General features: G+C 61.7%; 19 protein-coding genes. 7 read left to right on the top strand and 12 right to left on the bottom strand.

The window, feature by feature from the left end; all coding sequences use genetic code 11:
• Positions 1-56 precede the first annotated feature (56 nt).
• A complete protein-coding gene (locus BM438_RS18430) occupies positions 57-1,256 on the top strand; it encodes an MFS transporter (protein WP_093635925.1) in 1,200 nt (399 codons plus the stop codon).
• A gap of 288 nt (positions 1,257-1,544) precedes the next feature.
• On the opposite strand, the gene BM438_RS18435 is transcribed toward BM438_RS18430, so the two are convergent.
• Both BM438_RS18435 and gltA read right to left on the bottom strand, forming a co-directional pair.
• Complete coding sequence (locus tag BM438_RS18435; RefSeq protein ID WP_093635927.1) at positions 1,545-3,827, bottom strand: amylo-alpha-1,6-glucosidase; 2,283 nt, start codon at positions 3,825-3,827, stop codon at positions 1,545-1,547.
• 1,056 nt (positions 3,828-4,883) lie between these two features.
• Positions 4,884-6,182 (bottom strand): citrate synthase, encoded by a 1,299-nt coding sequence (gene gltA, locus BM438_RS18445; RefSeq protein WP_093635931.1) that lies wholly within the window; start codon positions 6,180-6,182, stop codon positions 4,884-4,886.
• 434 nt (positions 6,183-6,616) lie between these two features.
• Between gltA and BM438_RS18450 the strand changes: the two genes are divergently transcribed.
• Positions 6,617-7,018: a hypothetical protein gene (locus BM438_RS18450; protein ID WP_093635934.1), complete on the top strand. Its 402-nt coding sequence runs from the start codon at positions 6,617-6,619 to the stop codon at positions 7,016-7,018.
• Positions 7,019-7,032: 14 nt separating this feature from the next.
• Here BM438_RS18450 and BM438_RS18455 read toward each other — a convergent pair whose 3' ends face one another.
• From BM438_RS18455 to BM438_RS18465, 3 genes are all read right to left on the bottom strand, one after another.
• Positions 7,033-7,818: an alpha/beta fold hydrolase gene (locus BM438_RS18455; protein ID WP_093635936.1), complete on the bottom strand. Its 786-nt coding sequence runs from the start codon at positions 7,816-7,818 to the stop codon at positions 7,033-7,035.
• Between the two features lie 270 nt (positions 7,819-8,088).
• Entirely contained in the window at positions 8,089-9,141 is a 1,053-nt protein-coding gene (gene mreB / locus BM438_RS18460; protein WP_093635938.1) for a rod shape-determining protein, read from the bottom strand.
• Positions 9,142-9,332: 191 nt separating this feature from the next.
• Entirely contained in the window at positions 9,333-9,992 is a 660-nt protein-coding gene (locus tag BM438_RS18465) for an alpha/beta hydrolase (protein WP_093635940.1), read from the bottom strand.
• Between the two features lie 249 nt (positions 9,993-10,241).
• Between BM438_RS18465 and BM438_RS18470 the strand changes: the two genes are divergently transcribed.
• Positions 10,242-11,825 (top strand): DHA2 family efflux MFS transporter permease subunit, encoded by a 1,584-nt coding sequence (locus BM438_RS18470; protein WP_093635942.1) that lies wholly within the window; start codon positions 10,242-10,244, stop codon positions 11,823-11,825.
• A gap of 50 nt (positions 11,826-11,875) precedes the next feature.
• Here the strand turns inward: BM438_RS18470 and BM438_RS18475 are convergent, their stop codons facing one another.
• The gene (locus BM438_RS18475) at positions 11,876-12,628 is read right to left on the bottom strand and encodes an AraC family transcriptional regulator (RefSeq protein WP_093635944.1); all 753 of its coding nucleotides are present in this window, start codon (positions 12,626-12,628) and stop codon (positions 11,876-11,878) included.
• Between the two features lie 150 nt (positions 12,629-12,778).
• On the opposite strand from BM438_RS18475, the gene BM438_RS18480 reads away from it, so the two are divergent.
• The gene (locus BM438_RS18480) at positions 12,779-13,693 is read left to right on the top strand and encodes a glutaminase (protein WP_093635946.1); all 915 of its coding nucleotides are present in this window, start codon (positions 12,779-12,781) and stop codon (positions 13,691-13,693) included.
• 81 nt (positions 13,694-13,774) lie between these two features.
• Here BM438_RS18480 and BM438_RS18485 read toward each other — a convergent pair whose 3' ends face one another.
• Both BM438_RS18485 and BM438_RS18490 read right to left on the bottom strand, forming a co-directional pair.
• Positions 13,775-14,137, bottom strand: coding sequence for a helix-turn-helix domain-containing protein (locus tag BM438_RS18485; RefSeq protein ID WP_093636157.1), 363 nt, complete (start codon positions 14,135-14,137; stop codon positions 13,775-13,777).
• A gap of 5 nt (positions 14,138-14,142) precedes the next feature.
• Positions 14,143-14,445: a type II toxin-antitoxin system HigB family toxin gene (locus tag BM438_RS18490; protein ID WP_093636155.1), complete on the bottom strand. Its 303-nt coding sequence runs from the start codon at positions 14,443-14,445 to the stop codon at positions 14,143-14,145.
• A 421-nt stretch (positions 14,446-14,866) separates the two neighbouring features.
• Between BM438_RS18490 and BM438_RS18500 the strand changes: the two genes are divergently transcribed.
• The 3 genes from BM438_RS18500 (at position 14,867) to BM438_RS18510 (ending at position 18,091) form a co-directional block, all read left to right on the top strand.
• Positions 14,867-15,850, top strand: a complete 984-nt coding sequence (locus BM438_RS18500) for a PadR family transcriptional regulator (protein WP_234488058.1) — start codon at positions 14,867-14,869, stop codon at positions 15,848-15,850.
• Positions 15,851-15,932: 82 nt separating this feature from the next.
• A complete protein-coding gene (locus BM438_RS18505) occupies positions 15,933-16,757 on the top strand; it encodes a siderophore-interacting protein (protein WP_093635948.1) in 825 nt (274 codons plus the stop codon).
• A gap of 77 nt (positions 16,758-16,834) precedes the next feature.
• Positions 16,835-18,091, top strand: a complete 1,257-nt coding sequence (locus BM438_RS18510; protein ID WP_093635950.1) for an MFS transporter — start codon at positions 16,835-16,837, stop codon at positions 18,089-18,091.
• 51 nt (positions 18,092-18,142) lie between these two features.
• On the opposite strand, the gene BM438_RS18515 is transcribed toward BM438_RS18510, so the two are convergent.
• Genes BM438_RS18515 through BM438_RS18530 form a run of 4 tightly spaced genes read right to left on the bottom strand, consistent with a single transcriptional unit; the run spans position 18,143 to position 22,553 of the window.
• Complete coding sequence (locus BM438_RS18515; RefSeq protein WP_093635953.1) at positions 18,143-19,291, bottom strand: enoyl-CoA hydratase/isomerase family protein; 1,149 nt, start codon at positions 19,289-19,291, stop codon at positions 18,143-18,145.
• Positions 19,288-20,106, bottom strand: a complete 819-nt coding sequence (locus BM438_RS18520) for an enoyl-CoA hydratase (RefSeq protein ID WP_093635955.1) — start codon at positions 20,104-20,106, stop codon at positions 19,288-19,290. Before BM438_RS18520 ends, BM438_RS18515 begins: the two co-directional genes overlap by 4 nt.
• Positions 20,106-21,008, bottom strand: a complete 903-nt coding sequence (mmsB, locus tag BM438_RS18525; RefSeq protein WP_093635958.1) for a 3-hydroxyisobutyrate dehydrogenase — start codon at positions 21,006-21,008, stop codon at positions 20,106-20,108. Before mmsB ends, BM438_RS18520 begins: the two co-directional genes overlap by 1 nt.
• A 27-nt stretch (positions 21,009-21,035) precedes the next feature.
• A complete protein-coding gene (locus tag BM438_RS18530) occupies positions 21,036-22,553 on the bottom strand; it encodes a CoA-acylating methylmalonate-semialdehyde dehydrogenase (RefSeq protein ID WP_093635960.1) in 1,518 nt (505 codons plus the stop codon).
• Positions 22,554-22,562: the final 9 nt, after the last annotated feature.

Genomic DNA, 22,562 nt, shown 5'->3' on the forward strand with positions numbered 1-22,562 from the left:
GGTCTAGAAATGGTTGCGGTCACAATCATCAGTCGTAGTTTCCGAAGCGAGACAAGATGCAGACCAACTCCACGCCGCGCGCCAGCACGCTTAGCCAAATCCCACGTGGCATCTGGATGCTCGGCTTTGTCAGCATGTTCATGGACATTTCTTCGGAAATCATTCACAGCCTTTTGCCGATGTTCCTGGTGACGAGTCTGGGCGCGAGCGCGATGATGGTGGGCTTGATTGAAGGCGTCGCGGAAGCGACTGCACCCATCGTGAAAATGTTCTCCGGCGCGCTCAGCGACTACCTTGGCAACCGGAAATGGCTCGCGGTCATCGGATACGGCATGGGTGCGTTGAGCAAACCGTTGTTTGCGCTCGCGCCAACAGCGGGCATCGTTCTGACGGCGCGCGTCGCGGACAGAATCGGGAAAGGTGTGCGGGGTGCGCCGCGCGACGCGCTCGTAGCTGATATCACGCCCGCTCACCTGCGTGGCGCCGCCTATGGTTTGCGACAGTCGCTCGACACGGTCGGCGCGTTTCTCGGGCCGTTGCTCGCCGTCGTGTTGATGTTGCTGTGGGCAGACAACTTTCGTCTCGTATTCTGGGTGGCTGTGATTCCAGGGCTCGTTGCGGTGTCGTTGCTGGTGTTCGGCATCAAGGAGCCAGCGCACCGTTCGGACGCGAAACGCGTCAACCCGATGAAGTTCGAAAGCCTGAAGAAGCTGAGCCGGCCGTACTGGTGGGTTGTATTCATTGGCGCGGTGTTCACGCTCGCACGATTCAGCGAGGCATTCCTGGTTTTGCGCGCAATGCAGGGTGGCGTGCCGGTGGCGCTGGTGCCACTCGTCATGGTTGCGATGAACCTGGTGTATTCGACGTCTGCTTATCCATCTGGCAAGCTGGCCGATTCAATGAGCCACACGAAACTTCTGGCCATCGGGCTGGTGGTACTCATTGCATCGGATGTCGTACTTGCGCATGGCAACCACTGGCCGGTCGTACTGCTGGGTGTCGCGTTGTGGGGCCTGCATATGGGGCTCACCCAGGGCTTGCTGGCGACCATGGTCGCCTATACAGCACCACCGGACCTGAAAGGCACCGCGTTCGGTTTCTTCAATTTGATGAGCGGTCTGGCGATGCTTGTGGCGAGCGCCGTCGCAGGCGAATTGTGGGACCGTCTGGGGGCCGGCGCGACATTCTATGCGGGAGCGGGGTTCTGTTTGCTGACCCTGTGCGCTCTGGCTATCGGTGGAGGACTGCGCCGATAGCGCGCCTTCCAGGCTGAATACGATACCGAGGAAGTCGTCACAACCTTGATGGAAACAAGAAAGCAGTCCCCGCCCCTTGCCGAAATTTTGTAAGGCAACCCAATACCGATTGAGTGCAAATCTGTAAATCCCGCACTCTATAAAGGGCCGCCCAATGGGCGGTCCTTTTTTGCGTCGCTATATAAAACAGGTGGCCTCGCACTCACCGCCTTGCACCAAAATCCGCGGACATCGTCTGTCCGTTAATGAATTCGCCACAACGCAGGACAACATTGATTGCGACTGCATCTATAGCAGCGCGACCACCCGCACATCACCCTGCTCGGCCGCCGACGCGACCACCTTGTCGCCGATCCGCCGGAACGTGATCGACACCGACGAATCGCCTACCCTTAGATCGCCGACTTCGAGCCAGTCGATACCCTCGGGCAGCATGGGCTGTTCGATGACGACTTCGCGCCGCTCCGCATCGATCGTGATACCCAGACAGGCTTCGAGCATCATGAACGGTGAGCCCGCCGCCCAGGCTTGCGGCAGGCAGGCAACCGGATAGGCGGTAGGCGGCTCGCCCCGCCGCCGCGGGAAACCGCAGAACAGCTCGGGCAGACGCATGTCGAAATTGACCGCTGCCTGGAACAGTGCCTGCAACAGCCGCACGGCCGCCGCCTTGCCGCCGTAACGTGACAGGCCGCGTGCGCAGAGCGCGTTGTCATGCGGCCACACCGAACCGTTGTGGTACGCCATCGGATTGAAGCGCGCCTGGCTTGCGGCCAGCGTACGCACGCCCCAGCCGGTATGAAACAGCGTGGAGTCGAGCGCGTGCACCACCGCTTCGCCCCGCTCGCGCGAAGGCAGACCGAAGGCCAGCAAGTGACCCGCATTCGACGCCATTACGCGGCACAGTTCGCCGTGGCCATCAAGCGCGATGCCGTAGAAGCCAGACTCTTCCATCCAGTACTTTTCTTCGACGCACTGACGGATTTTCTTCGCGCGCTCGCTGTATTGCTTGGCCTGATCGTGCAGTCCGCGCAGCTTGGCGAAGTGAGCCATCGTATCGAAGGCGGCGCTCGCATACGCCTGCACTTCGACGAGTGCAATGGGACCATCGGGGAAACGGCCATCCGCGTGGAAGACCGAATCGTGACTGTCCTTCCAGCCTTGATTAGCGAGGCCGCCGTCGGACTCGCGCTGATAGTCCAGCAGACCGTAACGGTTCTTGTCGCAGACGCCCGCGACCCACTGCGCCGCGCGCTCCAGCGCCGGCCACAACTCGTCGACCAGTGCGAGATCACCCGTGCGTGCCGCATAGGCGCCGGCCAGCACGATGAAGAGCGGCGTGCTGTCGACGCCGCCATAGTACAGCGCGAACGGCACTTCGCCGGTGGCGGCCATTTCGCCCTTGCGCATCTCGTGCATGATCTTGCCGGGCGCTGCGTCACGAAACGGCGAATTTTCGCGCGCCTGATGTTCGGCGAGAAAACGCAGCACGCCCGCGGCCAGATTCGGTTGCAGCCACAGCGTCTGCAACGACGTGATGATCGCGTCGCGGCCGAACGGAGTTGAAAACCACGGGATGCCGGCGTAGGGATACGGACCGGTGGCGAGATCGGTCGTCAGCAAGCCGAGGTCGGCAAGCGAACGGTCGATCCACGCGTTGAAGAGCGGATTGCTCGAACGCACGCGAGCGGTGACGCGGCGGCGCTCGCGCATCACCAGGTGGGCGTCGACCAGTGCGGCGCGCACAGCAGCGCGGCCGACGCGCGGGCGCTCCGCATCGATTTGCGAGAGATGGGCTTCGCTCACTGCGTGCGAGGGTTGCGCGACGCCTGCGGCGGGTTTGTCGGCTTGCGCGACCACTTGCACCGAGACGGACAGATAGATCGACACGCACGCTTGGGCCGGCAGCTTGACGGTGTAGTCCGCGCGATCGGCGAAGAGCTTGTCTGGTTCCGGCGAAAAGGCAATCTGCACATTGCGCGCCACGTCGTCGAGGCCGACATAGCCGAGCAGCACTTCGCGGTTCTCGACGCGCGCCGGTTCGACACGCCCCTGTTTGTCGCGCCTGAGGCCGCGCACTTCGAACATGTCGCGAAAGTCGCTGGCGAAGGAGATGGACAGCGGCACGACTGCATCGCTCGTGCCGTAGTTGGTGAGTTCGATTGCTTCGTTGAGCACGGTGCCCGAGAGCACGCGCACGCGTTCGACGTGGATCACGCCTTCCGGGGTGCTGTCGCCGCCGAGCGGCGGCAGGGGGCGGTTGGTCAGGTGTGCAGTGAACGAGGTGTTGTCGCTGCTGACGCTGCCTGACAGCAACGAGGGCGCGCGGCCACCGAAGGTGAGGCGCAGGTTTGACAGGACGCGGGTGTCGTTGACGAACAGGCCGTCGTCGTGGCCGGTGATATCACCGAGGGGATCGTTGACGATAAAGGTGTCGCCAGACTTGAGCACATGCTGGGTGGCGCTTGCGACGTTGAGGTTTTCCGTCGGGATGAATGCGCCGTCCGGCTCGGGTTCGCGGTGGTCGATTCCGCCCGAGTGGGACAGGCCGCCGAGGGCTTCTGGCTGCTGCATCAGAGACGCTCCTATAGTGTTCGCTTTCGGGTTAATTTCCAATTTCGGATGCCGGTGGGGGCTGGCTGGTCGATTCCGATTGTAGAGGGTCTGTCCGCGTCAGACGAACTTATCACAGGGGAGTTTCTTGTTTTTGGTTTTTGGTTTGGCACGGGATGTGCAGGGGTTTTGCACCAAGTGCAAGGGGGTTGCCTGCGCGGCGCTTGTTTGTCTGTGTTCTTAGGGCTTTGGCCTTTCCTTGATTTGTTAGTGGTCTATTAGTGTTGCCCCTGTGCGGGGCGGCACCTACTTCTCTTTGCCGGCTGCAAAGAGAAGTAGGCAAGAGAAAGCAGCTCAAACCGCTAATGCTAAGTGGGCACCGTGGTTTGCTACGGGTAGTGGTGCGACTGGAATCCGTGCTCTCCCACATTCCGCGTTAGTGACAAAGGAGTCATCAGCTCCCACTCCGCACTGCGTGCGTCGCGGACGGGTTTGCATGGGAAACCACGGGCTTCGATTGAGGTTTGTGGGGGCCGTCGGCTTCGCCTCGGCGACGCGCCGAGGCACTCACCAGCCTCCCACTTCAAATGATTTGTCGGCGTGCTGTAATCACGATCATCGTTGCGATCGCAGTTCCAATCGCAATCGCAATCGCAATCGCGGAGACGGAGACGGAGACGGAGACGGAGACGGAGACGGAGACGGAGACGGAGACGGAGCAATGATGAGCCAAGGCCCGGTGGGAAACACGGGCACAAGACGTAGTGGGAGGTTTTAAGAAGTGCTCTTCGGCGCGCGCAGCGCCGCCGGAAGTATGACGCCCTTGTCACAAGCCTATGCAGTGGCACGAACACAGATTCCAGATGCACCACTACCCGTAGCAGACCACGGTGCCCACTTAGCATTAGCGGTTTGAGCTGCTTTCTCTTGCCTACTTCTCTTTGCAGCCGGCAAAGAGAAGTAGGTGCCGCCCCGCACAGGGGCAACGCTAATAGACCACTAGCAAATCAAGGAAAGGCCAAAACCCTAAGAGCACTGACAAAAAAAGCGCCGCAAAGGCAAAAAAAACCCAAACCTTTACCGCTTGGAAAGCGCCCGAGCCTCCCGCTGAGTCTCCCCAACAAACAATTGCCGCGGCCGCCCAATCTTCTGCTCCGGATCAGCAATCATCTCATTCCACTGCGCAATCCACCCAACAGTCCGCGCCATCGCGAAGATACAAGTAAACATCGCCGTAGGAATCCCCAGTGCACGCTGCACAATCCCCGAATAAAAATCGACATTCGGATAAAGCTTCCGCGAAACGAAGTATTCGTCCTCAAGCGCAATCTTCTCAAGCGCCATTGCGAGCTTGAACAACGGGTCATCATGCAGACCCAGCTCTTCGAGCACTTCGTGACAGGTCTCACGCATCAGCTTCGCGCGCGGATCGTAGTTCTTGTAGACGCGATGACCAAACCCCATCAGCTTCACGCCGGAGTTCTTGTCCTTCACCTTCGCAATGAACTCAGGAATGTTGTCGACCGAACCAATCTCTTCCAGCATGTTCAATGCGGCTTCATTCGCGCCACCGTGCGCCGGACCCCACAGGCATGCAATACCCGCTGCGATACACGCGAACGGATTGGCGCCCGACGAACCCGCGAGACGCACCGTCGATGTCGACGCATTCTGCTCGTGATCCGCATGCAGAATCAGAATGCGATCCAGCGCCCGCACCAGCACGTCGTTGACCTCGTACTCTTCCGCCGGATTGGCGAACATCATCCGCATGAAATTCGCGCTGTATGACAGGTCGTTCTTCGGATAAACGAAAGGCTGGCCCACGGTGTACTTGTACGCCATCGCAACCAGCGTCGGCAGCTTCGCAATCATGCGGATCGCCGATACGTCACGGTGCTGCTGATTATTGATGTCGAGCGAGTCGTGATAGAACGCCGACAGTGCGCCCACTGCCGCGACCAGAATCGCCATCGGGTGCGCGTCGCGGCGGAAACCGCGGAAAAAGAAATGCATCTGCTCGTGCACCATCGTGTGCAGCGTGACAGTGTTGACGAACTCTTCCTTCTGCTCCGCATTCGGCAGTTCGCCCTTGAGCAGCAGGTAGCAGGTTTCGAGGAAGTCGGCATTCTGCGCCAGATTGTCGATCGGATAACCGCGGTACAGCAGCTCGCCTTTATCACCGTCGATATACGTGATTTCGGAATTGCATGCCGCCGTGGACATGAAACCCGGGTCGTATGTGAACTTGCCAGTCTGGCCATACAGCTTGCGAATGTCGATGACATCCGGCCCGAGCGTGCCCTGATAAATCGGCAAATCAATCGTCTGATCGCTGTCGGAAAAGCTCAGCGTTGCGTGTGTCTTCGAGTTCATCTACACGTTCCTTTTACTTTCACATCGCACACATGCCGGCATGCTCGATCGTCGGATCGCCGCGTGGCATGCTCAGGCTCCGCTTCGCATTCTACGGTCCGAAGGTGCTTTGATTGCGGCGATTGGCAGCAACAATCCATCTCGGCTAGCGCAACATTCGTTGCCTGATAGATAGCCGTAATCGCCGGAAACATGTGGAAATAAGCGGAAGTACGCAGCACGAAAACGCGCCGAGTCCACCCGGCGGCGTTGCCAGCCAAATGAAAGTTAGTACGCTTGCTGCAACAATGTTTTGCGGCCACCAGGCTGCACAAGCGACGCTGCTCTGCGATACTGAATCCGTGTTTTGCTTCCCCTGCGAACACATCGCTGTCTTTGGCCCGCCGTTCTACGGCGGGCCTTTTTAATCAGCCAAAAGAACAAGGAAGGACCAGATGAACGCCTCACTCGAAACACTGTTTCCGGATCACGTCCATACCGAAGACAACATCGTCACCGCGCTGAATCATCAGGATATCGTCGTGGCGCTGTCAGCAGCGTTGAAGACGCAAGACGTGGCGGTGCTGCATATGCTTTACCCACGTACCGACGCGCGCACCCATCGCAGCCTCGATACGCTGGTGAATGTGCTGCATGGTCATGGCCTGCATGAAGTCGCGGATCTGATCGCGCAGGAAGCGCACTATCTGCTGTTCAAAGACCCGGTGAAGGCATGGAAAGCCTTCCACGAAATTCGCAACGACTCGCTCGCAATCGGCGTGCATCTGTACTACCACGGCCTCGTCGGCGAAGCCGCGGAACGCGCGCTCGATAAAGACGCGCATCGCAAGGCCTGAACTACACCGGCATTTCAAACGTCCTCTGAGCGAATGAACTCGTCGACGTAACGATTGAACGCTGCCGGATGCGCGAGATTCATCCCGTGCGAGGCGCCGCGCACCGTTTCGCGGCGTGCGTCCGGCAGCCATGTTTGCAGCGCCGTCGCCGTGCGGCGGAACATGTCGGGACTCTTTTCGCCGTCGATCAATAGCACCGGGCAACGCACCTCAGCCGCATGTTCGGGTACGTAAGCCGGCAACGGGTCGCGGAATTGGCGCGCGAGCGTATGCGCGTTGTCGGTCGCCATCTTGCGAAAAGCCGGTGTGCTCATCGCCCAGAAACCAGGGCGGCTCACCGAATCGACGAACAGCTGCAAGCCCGCCTCCACCTCACCTGTTTCGATCAGCTGCGCGGCTTTTGCGCGCAATGCGTTCACGGTCTCCGGCAAAGTTGCGGGCGGTCGCCCGGCAATCTGCAACGGCCCGCCCGGGTCGGCGAGCGTCAGCGTGCGCACGTACTGCGGATGGCGCCGCGCGAAATGGAACGCCACGCAGCCGCCGCGCGAATGACCCACCACGTGCGCCGGCCCGGCGCCAAAACGATCGATGAATTCGGCCACGTCATCCGCATGCTCGCTCCAGCTAAACGGCTGGTCGGGCTCGGTATCCGTCACCGGCCAGTAATGCGTGAGACTCACCGTGACACAGCGGTATTGCTTCGACAGACCCGCGAGTTGCGGTTGCCAATAGCGGTAATCGCACAGCGAGCCATGGACGAACAGCAACAGTTCGCCTTCCCCGGTTTCCACATAGGGCATGCGCAAGCCGCTATGCAATTCGATAAAGGACGGGGACGCGGGAGAGGACGAAGCGGAAACGGATTGATTCACAGGTGGTTCACGGACGGCGCGGCAACGGCTGAAACGATCAGCGGCGCCGGCTAGAAATGGATTCGAAGAAGAAAGCGTATTCGCGTCCCTGAAAGTGGGACGAGGGACGTATTGTCACACAGCCATTCAATATCCGCCGGGCCTCATGCGGTCGGCCTGAGTCGCGGTCACCTGCAACGCGGGACGTCCCGCGTCAAATCATTCGTAGGCGGTGTCGTCGAGCAAACCCGCAGCCGCTGCCGCGCCCGCGCCACGCACCGCGCAAGTGAGCGGTTCATCGGCGACGCGGACCTCGAGCCCGAGCTCATTGGTCAGGCGCCGACCCAGATTGCCGAGCAGCGCACCACCGCCTGTCAACACGATGCCGCTGTGCGCAATATCGGTCACCAGTTCGGCAGGCGCCGTTTCAAGCGCACGTTTCACCGCGCCGATCACCTGACGCAGCGGACCCTCGATCGCGTCGGCGATATCGTGATTGCTCAGCTGAACTGTGCGCGGCAAACCGTCGTCGACGCTGCGCCCGGTCGCGTTCATATGTTCGACCGGCACTTCGCGCAAGGCCGAACCGATGCCCTTCTTGACGTGTTCGGCGGTTTGTTCGCCGAGCAGCACGCCATACAGATTCCGTACGTAGCTGACGATCGCCATGTCGAAACTGTCGCCGCCCACGCGAATCGAGCCGCTATACGCGAGGCCGCCGAGCGAGATCACGCCGACTTCGGTCGTGCCGCCGCCGATGTCGACCACCATCGAGCCAGTCGCTTCGGAAACCGGCAGGCCCGCGCCGACCGCCGATGCCAGCGATTCACCGATCAGACTGACCTTCCACGCGCCGGCCGCTACCGCCGCTTCCTTGATCGCGCGACGCTCGACCTGGGTCGCGCCCGCCGGCACGCACAAGGTGAAGGCGGCGCGCCGGCTGAACAGCGGCCGCGGCCGGGCCATGTCGACGAATTGCCGGATCATCTGTTCGGCAGCGGAAAAGTTGGCGATCACGCCGTGCCGCATCGGCCGTATGGCTTCGACGTTGCCCGGCGCGCGGCCGAGCAACTGGCGCGCTTCGGTGCCCACGGCCGTCACGCGTTTTTGCCCGGCGGCGGACTCTTTCTGGAACGCCACGACCGACGGCTCGTTCAGCACGATGCCGCCATTGTCGGTGTAGATAAGGGTATTGGCCGTGCCGAGGTCCACCGCCACGGAATGACGGAACAGTCGATCGAAAAGCGGGTAATGCGGCGTCGGTCTGGCCATAGGAAGGCTCTGATGTGTCGTTATCCGCCCTTGCAGGGCAATATGGAAAATGCGCCCCCGGTCACCCGAACCGCTTGGCACGCCCAGATGGGCGTTGCGCGATCCGCGCGGCGGGAGTGATTTTCATGCTAATGAGCAGTTAACGGCAAGCAGATCAGAATCTTTAGGGCCACTTTTCAATTGGGACCGTGTCAGTCGCGCGACAAAGTACCGAGCGCATGCTCCAGCGCCTGTTTGCCGAGTTCGACGCCGTCCGCGTTGATCGTGTGGCCGATGCCGGGCAAGGCGTAGGCATCGACCGTGTAGCCGGTGTTGCTGAAGGCGTCCGCGGCGTATTCCAGCTCCTCAACCGGGATCACTTCGTCGTCTTCCCCGTGCACGAGCGTGAGCGGCGTACCGTTCTGCGCGACGATCACCGAGGCGAGCCGCCCCGAATACGCGACGACGGCAGCAGCGCCTTCCGCACTGGTCGCCACGTGATGCATCGCCATGATCGAGCCTTGTGAGAAACCGACCAATGCAAGGCGATCGAAAGAAAGCTGCCAGTGCGCCAGTTCCGCCTCGAGCATGTGCCGCAATGCCGGATAGGCGGCGGCCACACGCGCCTCGCGATTGCCCTCGTTGACATCGCGCAGGCTGAACCACTGGCGCCCGCCAAAGCCGCCGTCGAAAGCGTCAGTACCGTCGAGCGAGACAAACGCCACATCCGGCAGGCTCTCGCTCCAGATGTCCGCGAGCGGCATCAGATCGCGCGCATTGCTGCCTACGCCGTGCATCAGCACCACGAGTGCCTTGGCCGGCGTTATCGCCGGCGCGCGCCGCCAGCCGTGTTCGAATTGCTCCCAAGCCATATTCAATTCCTCTCTCTATTCCCGCAGTACTTTAGATTTCACCGCGCGTGGTGTCGCTCCATGCGGCCTCAGGCGGGAGCATACGCTGCCGGATTCGGTTCTGTCGCCCGATCTGCATGGCTCGACGACGCCCAAACGCGAATACAGGTATGCTTTTTTGCGAGCATTCGATGGACCGCCCGGCTCATTGCCGGGTGGTGAATAGAACGCCGTGCAGAACGTCCGTCGCATCGCCATCCGGAGAATCGTTTGAGCCAGCCCTCTTCCCCGCCCGCCGCTGCCCCGCCTGCACCACCTGCACCGCCGCCTCTGCAAGGCGGCAAACTGGTTCTGGCGACCATCGCCGTTGCGCTCGCAACCTTCATGAACGTGCTCGACACGTCGATTGCGAACGTCGCGATTCCCACCATCTCGGGCAACCTCGGCGTCTCGGTCGATGAAGGCACATGGGTCATCACGGTGTTCGCCGCGGCCAATGCGGTCTCGATTCCGCTAACCGGCTGGCTCACGCAACGCATTGGCCAGGTCAAGCTGTTTGTCGGCGCGATTCTGATGTTCGTGCTGGCGTCATGGTTGTGCGGTATTGCGCCCACGCTGCCGATTCTGCTGGTCGCCCGAGTGTTCCAGGGCGCGGTGGCCGGTCCGCTGATTCCACTCTCGCAAGCGATTCTGCTCGGCTCGTATCCCAAGGAGAAATCGTCGACCGCGCTCGCGCTCTGGGCCATGACGGCTACCGTCGGCCCGATTGCCGGCCCCGCGCTCGGCGGCTGGATCACGGATAGCTACAGTTGGTCGTGGATCTTCTACATCAACATTCCGGTCGGCATTTTCGCGGCCGGCGTGACGTGGATGATCTATCGCACCCGCGAGTCGGCAACCCGCAAGCCACCTATCGACGTGGTCGGGCTCGGCCTGCTGGTTACATGGGTCGCGTCGCTGCAGATCATGCTCGACAAGGGCAAGGACCTCGACTGGTTTTCGTCGCCGGTGATCGTGATTCTGGGCATCACCGCGGTGATCAGCTTCGCGTTCTTCCTCGTGTGGGAATTGACTGAGGAAAACCCGATCGTCGATTTACGGCTGTTCCAGCAGCGCAATTTTCTCGGCGGCACGATTGCGATTTCGGTGGCGTACGGCGTGTTCTTCGGCAACCTGGTGCTGCTTCCGCAATGGATGCAGGAGTATCTGAACTACCGCTCCGTGGATGCGGGTCTCGTCACCGCGCCGCTCGGCATCTTCGCCGTGCTGCTCGCGCCGGTAATGGGCCGGGTGCTGCCGCGTTCGGATGCGCGCATCATCGCCACGCTCGCGTTTATCGGCTTTGCGATCGTGTTTTATATGCGCTCGAAGTACGTGATCGAAATCGACACGTGGCATCTCGTACTCCCCACGTTGCTGCAAGGCATTCCGATGGCGCTGTTCTTCGTGCCGCTGACGGCGATCATTCTGTCCGGTCAGCCGCCGAACAAGATTCCGGCGGCCGCCGGCCTGTCGAATTTCGCGCGGGTGTTTTGCGGCGCGGTGGGGACCTCGATCGCCGGCAACGAGTGGAACAACCGCACGGTGCTGCACCATGCAAGGCTGACCGAGCAGGCTACCGTGAACAACCCGCTGTTCAACCAGCAGATCGATTCGACCCAGTCGTTGCTCCATCTGAATACGCAATCGTCGCACGCGCTGTTCGATTTCACGGTGAACACTCAGGCCGCGATGATGGGCCTGAACGACATCTTCTTTGTGTCGGCGATCATTTTCATTCTGATCATTCCGCTGATCTGGATTACGAAGCCGGCCAAGGGCGGCGGCGGAGCGGCTGCGTCGGGCGCGCACTGATCGCGGTGTTTTTTGGCACTGCCTCAGCGGAGTCAACGGAGTCAGCGAAGTCACCGGAAATAGCGGGCGGGCGTGTCGCCGAAGGCATCGCGAAACACCGCGATAAACGACGACACGTCGTTGTAGCCGACCTCGAGCGCCACCTGCGTGACGCTCTCTCCGGCGCCGAGATGCTCCAGTGCAACCAGCAAGCGCAGTTGCTGCCGCCACTGGCCGAAAGTCTGCCCGGTTTCCTTGACGAAAAGGCGCGCCGCCGTGCGAGCGGTGACGCCCGCAGCCCGGGCCAGATCGTCGAGCACCGCCGGCTCCGCCGGGTTAGCGCTCAGCGCCTCCACGATCCGCTGGATCCGTGGATCTTGCGGCCAGTGCAGCGCCAGAGGGGCTGTGGGCAACCCCGACAGTCGGTCCAGTAAAACTTGCAGAAGACGCTCGGCCGGCTCGTCGAGCGGTTTGTCGTGCGGCAGATCAGCTGCGGCACTCAGCAAAGCTTCCACCAGAGGGTCGAGCGCCAAGGCAACGCCTTGCGCGGGTAGCGGCGCAGCGTCCGCATCGGCATACAGCGAATGGAGTTGCACCGGTTCGGCAGCCGACAGGTAATGCTGCACGTTCGCCATCAGCCAGAGCGCGTGCCCCGGCGGCACGACCCATCGTGCGGTTTCGGTGCGCACGGTCAGCACGCCGGCGCTCACGTGGATCAGCCGCGCGCGGCGGTAGGCGCGCCACGGTTCGTCCAGCACGTTGTAACGCTCATCGACCACGAATACCGGACGCTCGACGCCATCCGGATCGAAGGCTTGCGTCATGAAATGTCTGTTTTACCCGGTTACTGTAAGAAACACAGTAAGACTAGCATAGCCTTCGCGAAACGCCGTTCGAACCCGGCAGCGCCTCGCCGCACGAACAATTCGCGCCAGGTTGCCAGTAGAATCGCGGCTTCAAACGGTCCGAGCTCAATGAACTACGCATCCATCCTCGAACAGATTCAACGCGATCTTCAGCCTTATCCGGGTACCGGCAAGGTCGCCGATTACATTCCAGAACTGGCAAAGGTCCCGGCCGACAGCTTTGGCATGGCGATCGTCACGCCGTCCGGCGAAGTCTTCCGCATCGGCCAGGCCGATACGCGCTTCTCGATTCAGAGTATCTCCAAGTTGTTCGCCTGCACCATGGCTTTCCGGCTGCTCGGCGACGAGCTGTGGCTGCGCGTCGGCCGCGAACCGTCGGGCACGCCGTTCAATTCGCTGGTGCAGCTTGAAGCGGAGCAAGGCAAGCCGCGCAACCCGTTTATCAACGCCGGGGCGCTGGTTGTCACCGATGTGCTGTGCCGCCGCTTCGTACGTGCCGAGACCGCGCTGGTGGAGTTCATGCGGCGGCTGACTGGCGAGATCACGATCGACTACGATTCGCGCGTCGCGCAGTCAGAGCTTCAACATGCAGATCGCAACCAGGCGATGGCGCATTTCATCGCGAGCTTCGGCAACATGGACATGCCCGTCCACGCTGTGGTCGAAGCGTATTGCCGGCAGTGTGCGATTTCGATGAGCTGCGTCGAGCTGGCGAAGGCCGCGTTGTTTCTAAGTAATGGCGGCGTTGTGCCGTCGACCGGGGAACGCATCCTCGACAGCAGTTCGACCAAGCGTTTGTCGGCCCTGATGCTGACCTGCGGCACCTACGACGCTGCGGGCGACTTCGTCTTTCGTGTCGGCTTGCCGGCAAAAAGCGGCGTGGGCGGTGGCATCGTCGCGGTGCTGCCGGGTGAGATGGCCGTGTGCGTGTGGTCGCCCGGGCTCGACGCGAACGGCAACTCACTCGCCGGTGCGAAGGCGCTGGAATTGCTGACCACGATTACGGGGCGGTCGATTTTTTGATTTTGTTGAGAGGGCGTTTCGGCGACGTATGCGATCCAGACGGTCGATGTCGGTCGCAGCGAGGCGCCTTTCCTCTGCCGGTCAAGCCACTCCGATCAGCACATCAGCAGGAATGTGCAATCCCGCGTGAAGGCGGCGAATCATCGTCAGGCTGAGGGCACGCTTGCGGTTCAAAACCTCGTAGACCCGGTTCGCGTTACCGATGTACGGCTGCATATCCGGGACCGACAAGCCGGCCTGCTCCATCCTGAATTTGATGGCCTCAACAGGATCCGGACTTTGCAGCGGAAAGGTTTCAGCTTCGTAGCGCTCCACCAGGATCGACAGAATATCAAGGCGATCACCATCCGGCGTGCCAGGCGCCGGGTCGGCATCGACAAGTTCGGATACGGTCGCGAGCGCGGCCTTGTAATCGTCCTCAGTATGCAGGGGGCGGATATCCATGTTCATTACTCCAATTCCACGGTTTCAGCGTCGATCTTGTCATACTCGGCGTGAGTGCCAACGAATTGGACATAGACCACACCGATTCGATACGCGATCGCGACTATCAATCGAAAATCGTTGCCCTTGATGTTGAACACCACTCTGTTTTTCCCAATGAAACTTGCCGAGCCATATTGATCCTTGATGTCCTGTGGCGTTTTCCAGTTCGCTTTAGAAGCTTCCGCGTGCCACGCCAACAGAGATTGCCCGGCTTGAGCGTGCCCTTCGATGAAGGAAAGAATGGTTTTTTTGGCAACGATTCGCATGCAAGACATTTTAGTCCCAAATTGGGACTGCCGCAACCGACGCGTTGAAATACAGACCTGACGATCCTCCCAGGGAATCAGCTTTCTACTCCCACTTCGCCGCCTTCTTTTTGTCGCGCAAGACGGCACGCACTGCGTGTCCCGCGTCCAACAACGCGCGTGCCGCCGCGCCGCCCACCTTCCCTCTCACACCGGTAATTGCATACCTCCTCATCGCTCCTTGAATACGGCCAATGCCGTTCTGAGCGTGATTCCCGGCGTTTACCGATGATTTCACGAGAGCATGAATGTCATCTGCTCAGTGACTCGATGGCATGAAAAGCCTGATCCGAACCCCACCGGTGCAAAAAATGAGTTTGACAAACTATCTTTAGATATATATCTTACGACACATCTTAAGACACAAATGGGAGTACCCAACATGCGTCATCACCACCGTTTTTCCCGTTCGCGTGGCGCGGACGAAGGTTTCTTCGCAGGGCATGACCGCCCGTCGCTGCATGCGCTTTGGCATGTGTTCACCCGTCATTACGAGTTCCACGGCGAGCGCGCCGGCGAACAACGTGGCGAAGACTTCGAACGCCGTCATGGCGGCCGTGGCAGCCGCGGCGGCCAGTACGAGTTCCACGGCGACGAGCGCGACCATGGCCGCCACGGCGGCCGCAATGAACACGGCGAGCGCGACGGCTTCGATCACGGTCACCGCTTCGGCCATCAAGGCTACGACCGCTTCTCGCTTCACGCACTGTGGCACGCAATCGGCCGCCACGACGACTATCGCGGCGGCGGCGGTCGCGGCGGACGCTTCGGCGGCGGTGGCCCGGGCGGCTTCGGCGGCGACGGCGACGGTTTTCCGCGCGGCCGCAAATTCAGCTCCGACGATCTGCAATTGCTGCTGCTCTCGATGATCGACGCGCAGCCGAGCCACGGCTACGAGCTGATCAAGGCGCTCGAAACGCGTTCGAACGGCTTCTACAGTCCGAGCCCGGGCATGGTCTATCCGGCGCTCACGTATCTGGAAGAACTCGGCTACGTGACCGTGCAACTCGAAGGCAATCGCAAGCGTTACGAATTGTCGGAAGCGGGCCGCGAGTACCTGGCCACCAACCGCGACCGCGTCGAATTGATGCTCGCCAAACTGTCGCACATCGCCCGCAAGATGGATTCCGTGCGCCGCGCGTTTGCCGGCGAGGAGCCCGCCGACATCAGCGAAGGCGGCTGGCTGCCCGAACTGAGCGAAGCACGCCGCGCGCTGAAGCATGCGCTCCTGCGCCGTGACAACGTACCGGCTGCCGAACAGCGCCGCATCGCCGCGATCCTGATGCGTGCGGCGAATGAAATCGAAGGCGAAGGCAAACCCGGCAGCGACCAGGGCGGTGATCAAGGCAGCGAACCGAGCGCTTGAGATCGCGCTATCCGACACCCGCGTTCGAAGGCGCCCGTGTGCACTTTCGAATGCCAATCAAACCGACAGGAGTGGCACCCTTATGCTGACAAATGACAACCGAGCCGATCTGGCCGTCCACCGCGTGCGGCATCCGCTGAAGTTCCGTCTGTTGCAGGTCAAGAAGGTCCACGCGCTGAACCCGCATCTGATTCGCGTGACCTTCACGGGCGAGGATCTGCACGACTTCGTTTCCGCCTCGTTCGACGATCACATCAAAGTGTTCTTCCCCGAACCCGGCGCCGACAAACCCGTGCTGCCGGAAAGCGGCCCTGACGGTCCCGTGTTTCCCGCGGGCCAGCGACCGATTGCCCGCGATTTCACGCCGCGCCGCTTCGACGCTGAAGCGCGCGAACTGGACATCGAGTTCGCCATGCACGAGGCCGGCCCGGCTGCAACGTGGGCGGCGCAAGCCAAAGTGGGTCAGTACCTCGGCGTCGGCGGCCCGCGCGGCTCGCTGGTGATACCGACGGGCTTCGACTGGCATCTGCTGATCGGCGACGACACGGCGCTGCCGGCGATTGCTCGCCGCCTGGAAGAGTTGCCGGCAGGCACACGCGTCGCGGCAGTGATCGAAGTGGCCGATCCGTCGGCACAGATCGAATTCGCAACGAAGGCCGAACTGCACATCGTCTGGCGCCATCGCAGCGAATCGGGCTATCGCGGCGAGGCCTTGCTGCAAGCGGTACGCGAAATCTATCTGCCCGAAGACGGTGAAGGCTACGTATGGGCCGCCGGCGAATCCGCGACGATGCGTGCAGTGCGCTACCACCTGTGCACGGAACGTGGCGTCGACAAGTCGCGCATTCGCGCGGCCAGCTACTGGAGACAGGGCGCCGAAGCGGTACATGAAACGCTCGACGACTAACTCTCTGCAGCGTACGCGCAATGAACTGCGCGAGCTCAGCAAGCGGCGTGCGTCGAACAAAAATAAGGAATTGACCGATGTATTCAATTAGCACAAAGCACGAGCGACGTTTGCTGTGGCTGCTTGCGCTGACGCAGTTCACCATCATCATGGACTTCATGGTGATGATGCCGCTCGGCCCGCAGATCATGCACTCGTTCAGCATCACACCGGCGGCGTTTGCGACGGCCGTATCAGCGTATTCGTGGTGTTCGGGGCTGTCGGGGTTGTTCGCAGCGACCTATATCGACCGTTTCGACCGACGTCGTCTGTTGCTGACGATGTATGCACTGTTCGCGCTGTCGAACCTGGCGTGCGCGTTGGCGAGCAGCTTCCCCCTTCTGCTGGTCGCGCGCGCGTTTGCCGGCATCACGGGGGGCGTGTTGGGCTCGGTGATCATGGCGATTGTCGGCGACGTGATCCCGGTGCAGCGCCGTGGCGCCGCGACGGGCACGATCATGACCGCCTTTTCATTGGCCGCGATTGCCGGTGTGCCGGCAGGCGTGATGCTTGGCGCGCATTTCACCTGGGCAGCACCGTTCTATTTGCTGGTGGTGTTGTCGGTGGCCGTCTGGATTGTGGGGTGGCAACTTGTGCCATCGCTTGCGGAGCATTTGAGTCGTCGCCAGCCGGCGCTCGGCGAGGTGCTGCCTGATTTGTGGCGGCTGCTGAGCAACCCGCGGCATATGAATGCGTTTGCGCTGACTTTCATGATGATGGTCGCGCACATGCTGGTGATCCCCTTCATTTCACCGGTGCTGGTCGCCAATCATGGCGTGGCGCCCGCGCAATTGTCGTGGTTGTATATGGCCGGCGGCGCGGCAACATTCTTCACGTCGCGCCGGGTCGGCCGGCTGGCAGACCGGTTCGGCACGCGGCTCGTATTCCGGATTGCGGCAGTACTCTCGTTTCTGCCCGTCCTGTTTGTGACCCATCTGCCAAACCTGCCGTTCTACGCGCTGGTGATGTTTTTCCCGTTTTTCATGGTGCTGATGTCCGGGCGGATGGTGCCGATGCAGGCACTGCTGACGACCGTGCCGGAGCCTTCCCGCCGGGGTGCTTTTCTTAGCGCCAACAGCGCGCTGCAGGCATTGGGCACGGGGTGCGGCGCGTGGATCGGCGGCTTGATGCTGAGCAGTTCGCCCACGGGACAGATCGAAGGATATGGGACCGTCGGATGGGTGGCAGTTGCCGTCGCGTTAATCGGGGTGCTTTGGGTTTCCCGGGTTCGGGGGGCGCAAAGCACCGTGCCGCCAACAGGTGTATTCAGGGGCGACACCGTAGGAGAAGGTTGACGTTCAAGCGCGCCGACGCAGTCTGAAACACCGCGTCGGCGGGCGCAGCCTTTAGCCTTCTTCAACCCCCAACCCAACCAGCGGATGCGTCTCCCGCTTCCACGGCGAGCTCAGAAAATGCCGGACGCGTTCCGAGCGCACTTCCGCAAGCGTCGCCGGCGCCCAGCGGCTCTTGCGATCCTTGTCGATCAACTGCGCCCTCACGCCTTCGCAGAAATCGCCTTCCTCGATCACCCGCTTGACGATGCCCAACTCCATCCGGAAACACTCCGCCAAGGTCATCTGCCGGCCGCGCAGGAGCGCCTCGCGCGTGACATACAGCATCGTGGGCGAGTGTCCAACCATCGCGTCATAAGCAGACTGCAGCCACTGTTTCACCTCACGCGCGGGCTCGCGCTCCAGATCGTGACGCAACGTGGCGACGATCCGCTCGATGCTCGAGCGCCGGTCGAAATGCCGCAGAATCAACTGCGTAAACGGCCCCAATGCAGCATGCGGAATGATGTTGCACGGCGGCTCGAACACGCCGCGCAATGCAGCCATCAAATCTCCCGCGTGCGACATGCGCTGCAGGCGCTCTTCGAAAGTACCAAGCCACTCGGCCGGCACGCACAAATCCGCCAGTTGCAGGCGCAACGCATCGGCGCCGGATAAGGTCACGCCGGTGAGCCCGACATATAACTCGACCTCCGCCGGCATCACACTCAGGAATCGTGTCGCACCGACGTCGGGCAGGAAGCCGATGCGCGTCTCCGGCATCGCAATCTTGCTGCGTTCCGTGACGATGCGCAGCCGCGCGCCCTGACCGAGCCCCATGCCGCCACCCATCGAGATACCGTCGAGCAAGGCGACCACCGGCTTCGGAAACTTGTGCAACGCGTAGTCGAGCCGGTATTCATCGGCGAAGAACGCAAGCCACCGGCTGTCGTCATTCTTTGCGAGCCGGTACACCTCTCGCACGTCGCCGCCGGCGCAAAAGCCCTTGGCGCCCGCTCCTTTCAGCACGAGTGCAACGATACCGTCGTCGGTACGGCAATGTTCGACCAGTACGGCAAGCTCGCGCACCATCGCGTGCGATAGCGCATTGAGCACGGCCGGCCGGTTCAGCGTGATGATCGCCACGCGGTTGACGACCCGAAACAGAATTTCGCGCTCCGCTTCGACACCCGTGTCGACCGCGACGCTCTGCAAAGCGCTCATCGATGCGTCTCCTGCCCGGCGTTCGCGGCCGGCTCAGTTTGCGTCACCTGCCAGCGTGGCGCGCGCTTCTCGAGAAACGCATTGACGCCTTCGCGCTGATCGGCGCCGTCGAACAGATCGACAAAGCGCTCCCGCTCCACCGCCAACGCCGCCGCACGCGGCACGCCGTTGCGACCCTGGTGAATCAGCGTCTTGCTGAAGCTGACCGCTTGCGGGCTGAGGCTCGCGACACGCGCCGCCATCGTCAGCGCAGCCTCGCGCGCGGCGCCTTTTTCCACTACTTCTTCGACGAGACCGATACGCAATGCGGTCGCAGCGTCGACGCGTTCGCCGGTCAGAATCATCCGCTTGGCCCAGCCTTCACCGACCAGCCACGGCAGTGTCTGCGTGCCGCAGCCGCACGGCAGTAAACCCACTGCCGTTTCGGGCAAAGCCATCAACGCGTGTTGCTCGGCGATGCGGATATCACAGGCCAGCGCGCATTCGAGCCCACCGCCCATCGCGTACCCGTTGATCGCGGCGATCACCACCGGTCGCGCTTTCTGCAGAGTCTCGAACGCCGCGCCGAAGCGCGTTGCCGCCGTACGCGCGACTTCGCGATTACCGTCAGCAAACGTATTCAGATCGGCGCCTGCGCTGAAGAACTTCGGGCCGTCGCCCGTGATCACGATGGCCCGCACGCCCGCTTGGCCGTTCAGACGCTCCACCGTCTGCTGCAATAGCAGCAAACCGTCCGGCGTGAACGCGTTCGCTGGCGGCCGTTTGAGCGTCAGCAGCGCGACGGCGCCGTCGTGTGCGTAGTCGAGTTCGATCATTACGCGTCTCCGTCCTTGCTTTCCTTACGATAGAGCTTGATCACCGCCGAGAAGTCCAGACGGCCTGCGCCCTTCGTGCTCATCGTCTGATAAAGCTGTTGGGCCAAAGCGCCGAGGTACACCGGTTGACGCGCGAATTTCGCGGCGTCGGTGGCGAGGCCCAGGTCCTTCAGCATCAGATCGGTGCCGAAGCCACCAGAATAGCCGCGCGTGGACGGCGCGGTTTCGATCACGCCGGGCATCGGGTTATACGTGTCCGAACTCCAGCAGCGGCCCGTCGAGGTGTTGATGATGCCGCCCAGCACTTTCGCGTCGATGCCGAGCGCCTCTCCCAGCGACATCGCCTCGGCCACGCCCGCCATCGTGATGCCGAGCACGAGGTTGTTGCAGATCTTCGCGACCTGACCGGTGCCGGTGTCGCCGCAATGCACGATGTTCTTGCCCATCGCCGACAACACCGGCTTGACCTGCTCATACACATCCGCACTGCCGCCGACCATGAAGGTCAGCGTGCCTGCCGCCGCGCCGCCGGTGCCGCCCGAGACGGGCGCGTCGACAAAGGTATTGCCGCGTTGCTCGGCCAGTTCGGCAAACGCCTTCACACTCGCCGGATCGATGGTGCTCGAATCGATGATCGTCACGCCTTCGGCGATGCCAGCGAAAACACCGTCATCCGCGATCAGCACGCTGCGCACGTGAGTGGCAGCGGGCAACATCGTCACCACACATTCGGCGTCGGTCACTGCGGCTTTCGGCGAACTTGCGGCTTTGGCGCCCGCATCGACGAGTGCCTGCACCGCTTGAGCGTTGAGATCGAATACGTTGACCGCGTGGCCCGCCTTCAGCAGGTTGAGCGCCATCGGCGCGCCCATGTTGCCGAGTCCGATAAAGCCTATTTTCATGGTCGTCTCTCCAATAGACTGAATGGCTCAGCGCAGGCTGATGGTCGTGTTGACGCCGTCGTTGACGGTGTCGTCGTCGAACCAGCGGGCGGTAACCGTCTTGGTCTGCGTGTAGAACTGCACGACCTGTTTACCGTACGGCCCGAGGTCGCCGAGTTTCGAGCCGCGCGAGCCGGTGAAACTGAAGAACGGCACGGGCACCGGAATCGGAATGTTGATGCCGACCTGACCGATATCGATCTCGCTCTGGAATTTGCGCGCCGCCGCGCCGCTTTGCGTGAAAAGACCCACGCCGTTGCCGAACGGATTGCTATTGACGAGCGCGATCGCGTCATCGAGCGTGGCGGCATTCAGCACCACCAGCACCGGGCCGAAGATTTCCTGTTTGTAGATTTCCATTTCCGTGGTGACGTCCGTGAACACCGTCGGGCCGATGAAGTTGCCTTGCTCGTAGCCCGGCACCTTCACGTCGCGGCCGTCGAGTGCCAGCGTTGCACCCTCTTTCACGCCCGTTTCGATCAGGCCGAGAATGCGCTGCTTCGCAGCGCGCGAGACGACCGGGCCGACATCCGTGCCCGACTCATTACCCGCGTTGACCTTCAGCGTCTTTGCCTTCGCGACCAGATCGGGCAGCCATTGCTGCGCCGCGCCGACCAGCACGACCACCGAGGTCGCCATGCAACGCTGTCCCGCTGCGCCGAACCCTGCGCCAGCGAGGGCATTCAAGGTCTGCTCGCGATTCGCATCCGGCAGCACCACCGCGTGATTCTTTGCGCCCATCATCGATTGCACGCGTTTGCCGTGTTCGCTGCCGAGGCGATAAACGTGCGTGCCCACCGCCGTCGAGCCGACGAAAGAAATCGCCTTCACCAGATCGTGCGTGCAGAGCGCGTCAACCACGTCCTTGCCGCCATGCACGACATTCAGCACGCCCTTCGGCACACCGGCTTCGAGCGCCAGTTCGACCAGTTGCATCGTCGACATGGGGTCCTGCTCCGAAGGCTTCAGCACGAACGTATTGCCGCAGACGATCGCCATCGGGAACATCCACAAGGGGATCATCGCGGGGAAATTGAACGGCGTGATGCCGGCACATACGCCGATCGGCTGACGCAACGTGTAAGTGTCCACACCACCGGCCACGTTCTCGGCGAACTCCCCTTGCTGCAAGGTGCCGATCGAGCAGGCGTGCTCGACCACTTCGAGTCCGCGGAAAATATCGCCTTCCGCGTCGGGGATCGTCTTGCCCTGTTCGGCGCTCAAGGTTTTGGCGATACGCGGCGAATGCTCGCGAATCAGCGCCTGGAACTTCAGCATGATGCGCATCCGCGCACCGATCGGCGTGTCCTTCCATGTCTTGAACGCGGTGTGCGCGGAGCGGATCGCTTCGTTCACTTCATCGGCGGTGGCGAACGGCACGCGTGCGAGCACCTCTTGCGTGGCCGGGTTGACGATATCGCGCCATTCGGTGGTTTTGGATTCGACGAATTCACCGTTGATCAGCAGCTTGACGGTGGCGACCTTGTTCGATGCAGTTGCGCTCATGCTGAAACT

Origin of the sequence: Paraburkholderia aspalathi (genome assembly GCF_900116445.1) — a bacterium.
Taxonomy (GTDB): Bacteria; Pseudomonadota; Gammaproteobacteria; order Burkholderiales; family Burkholderiaceae; genus Paraburkholderia; species Paraburkholderia aspalathi.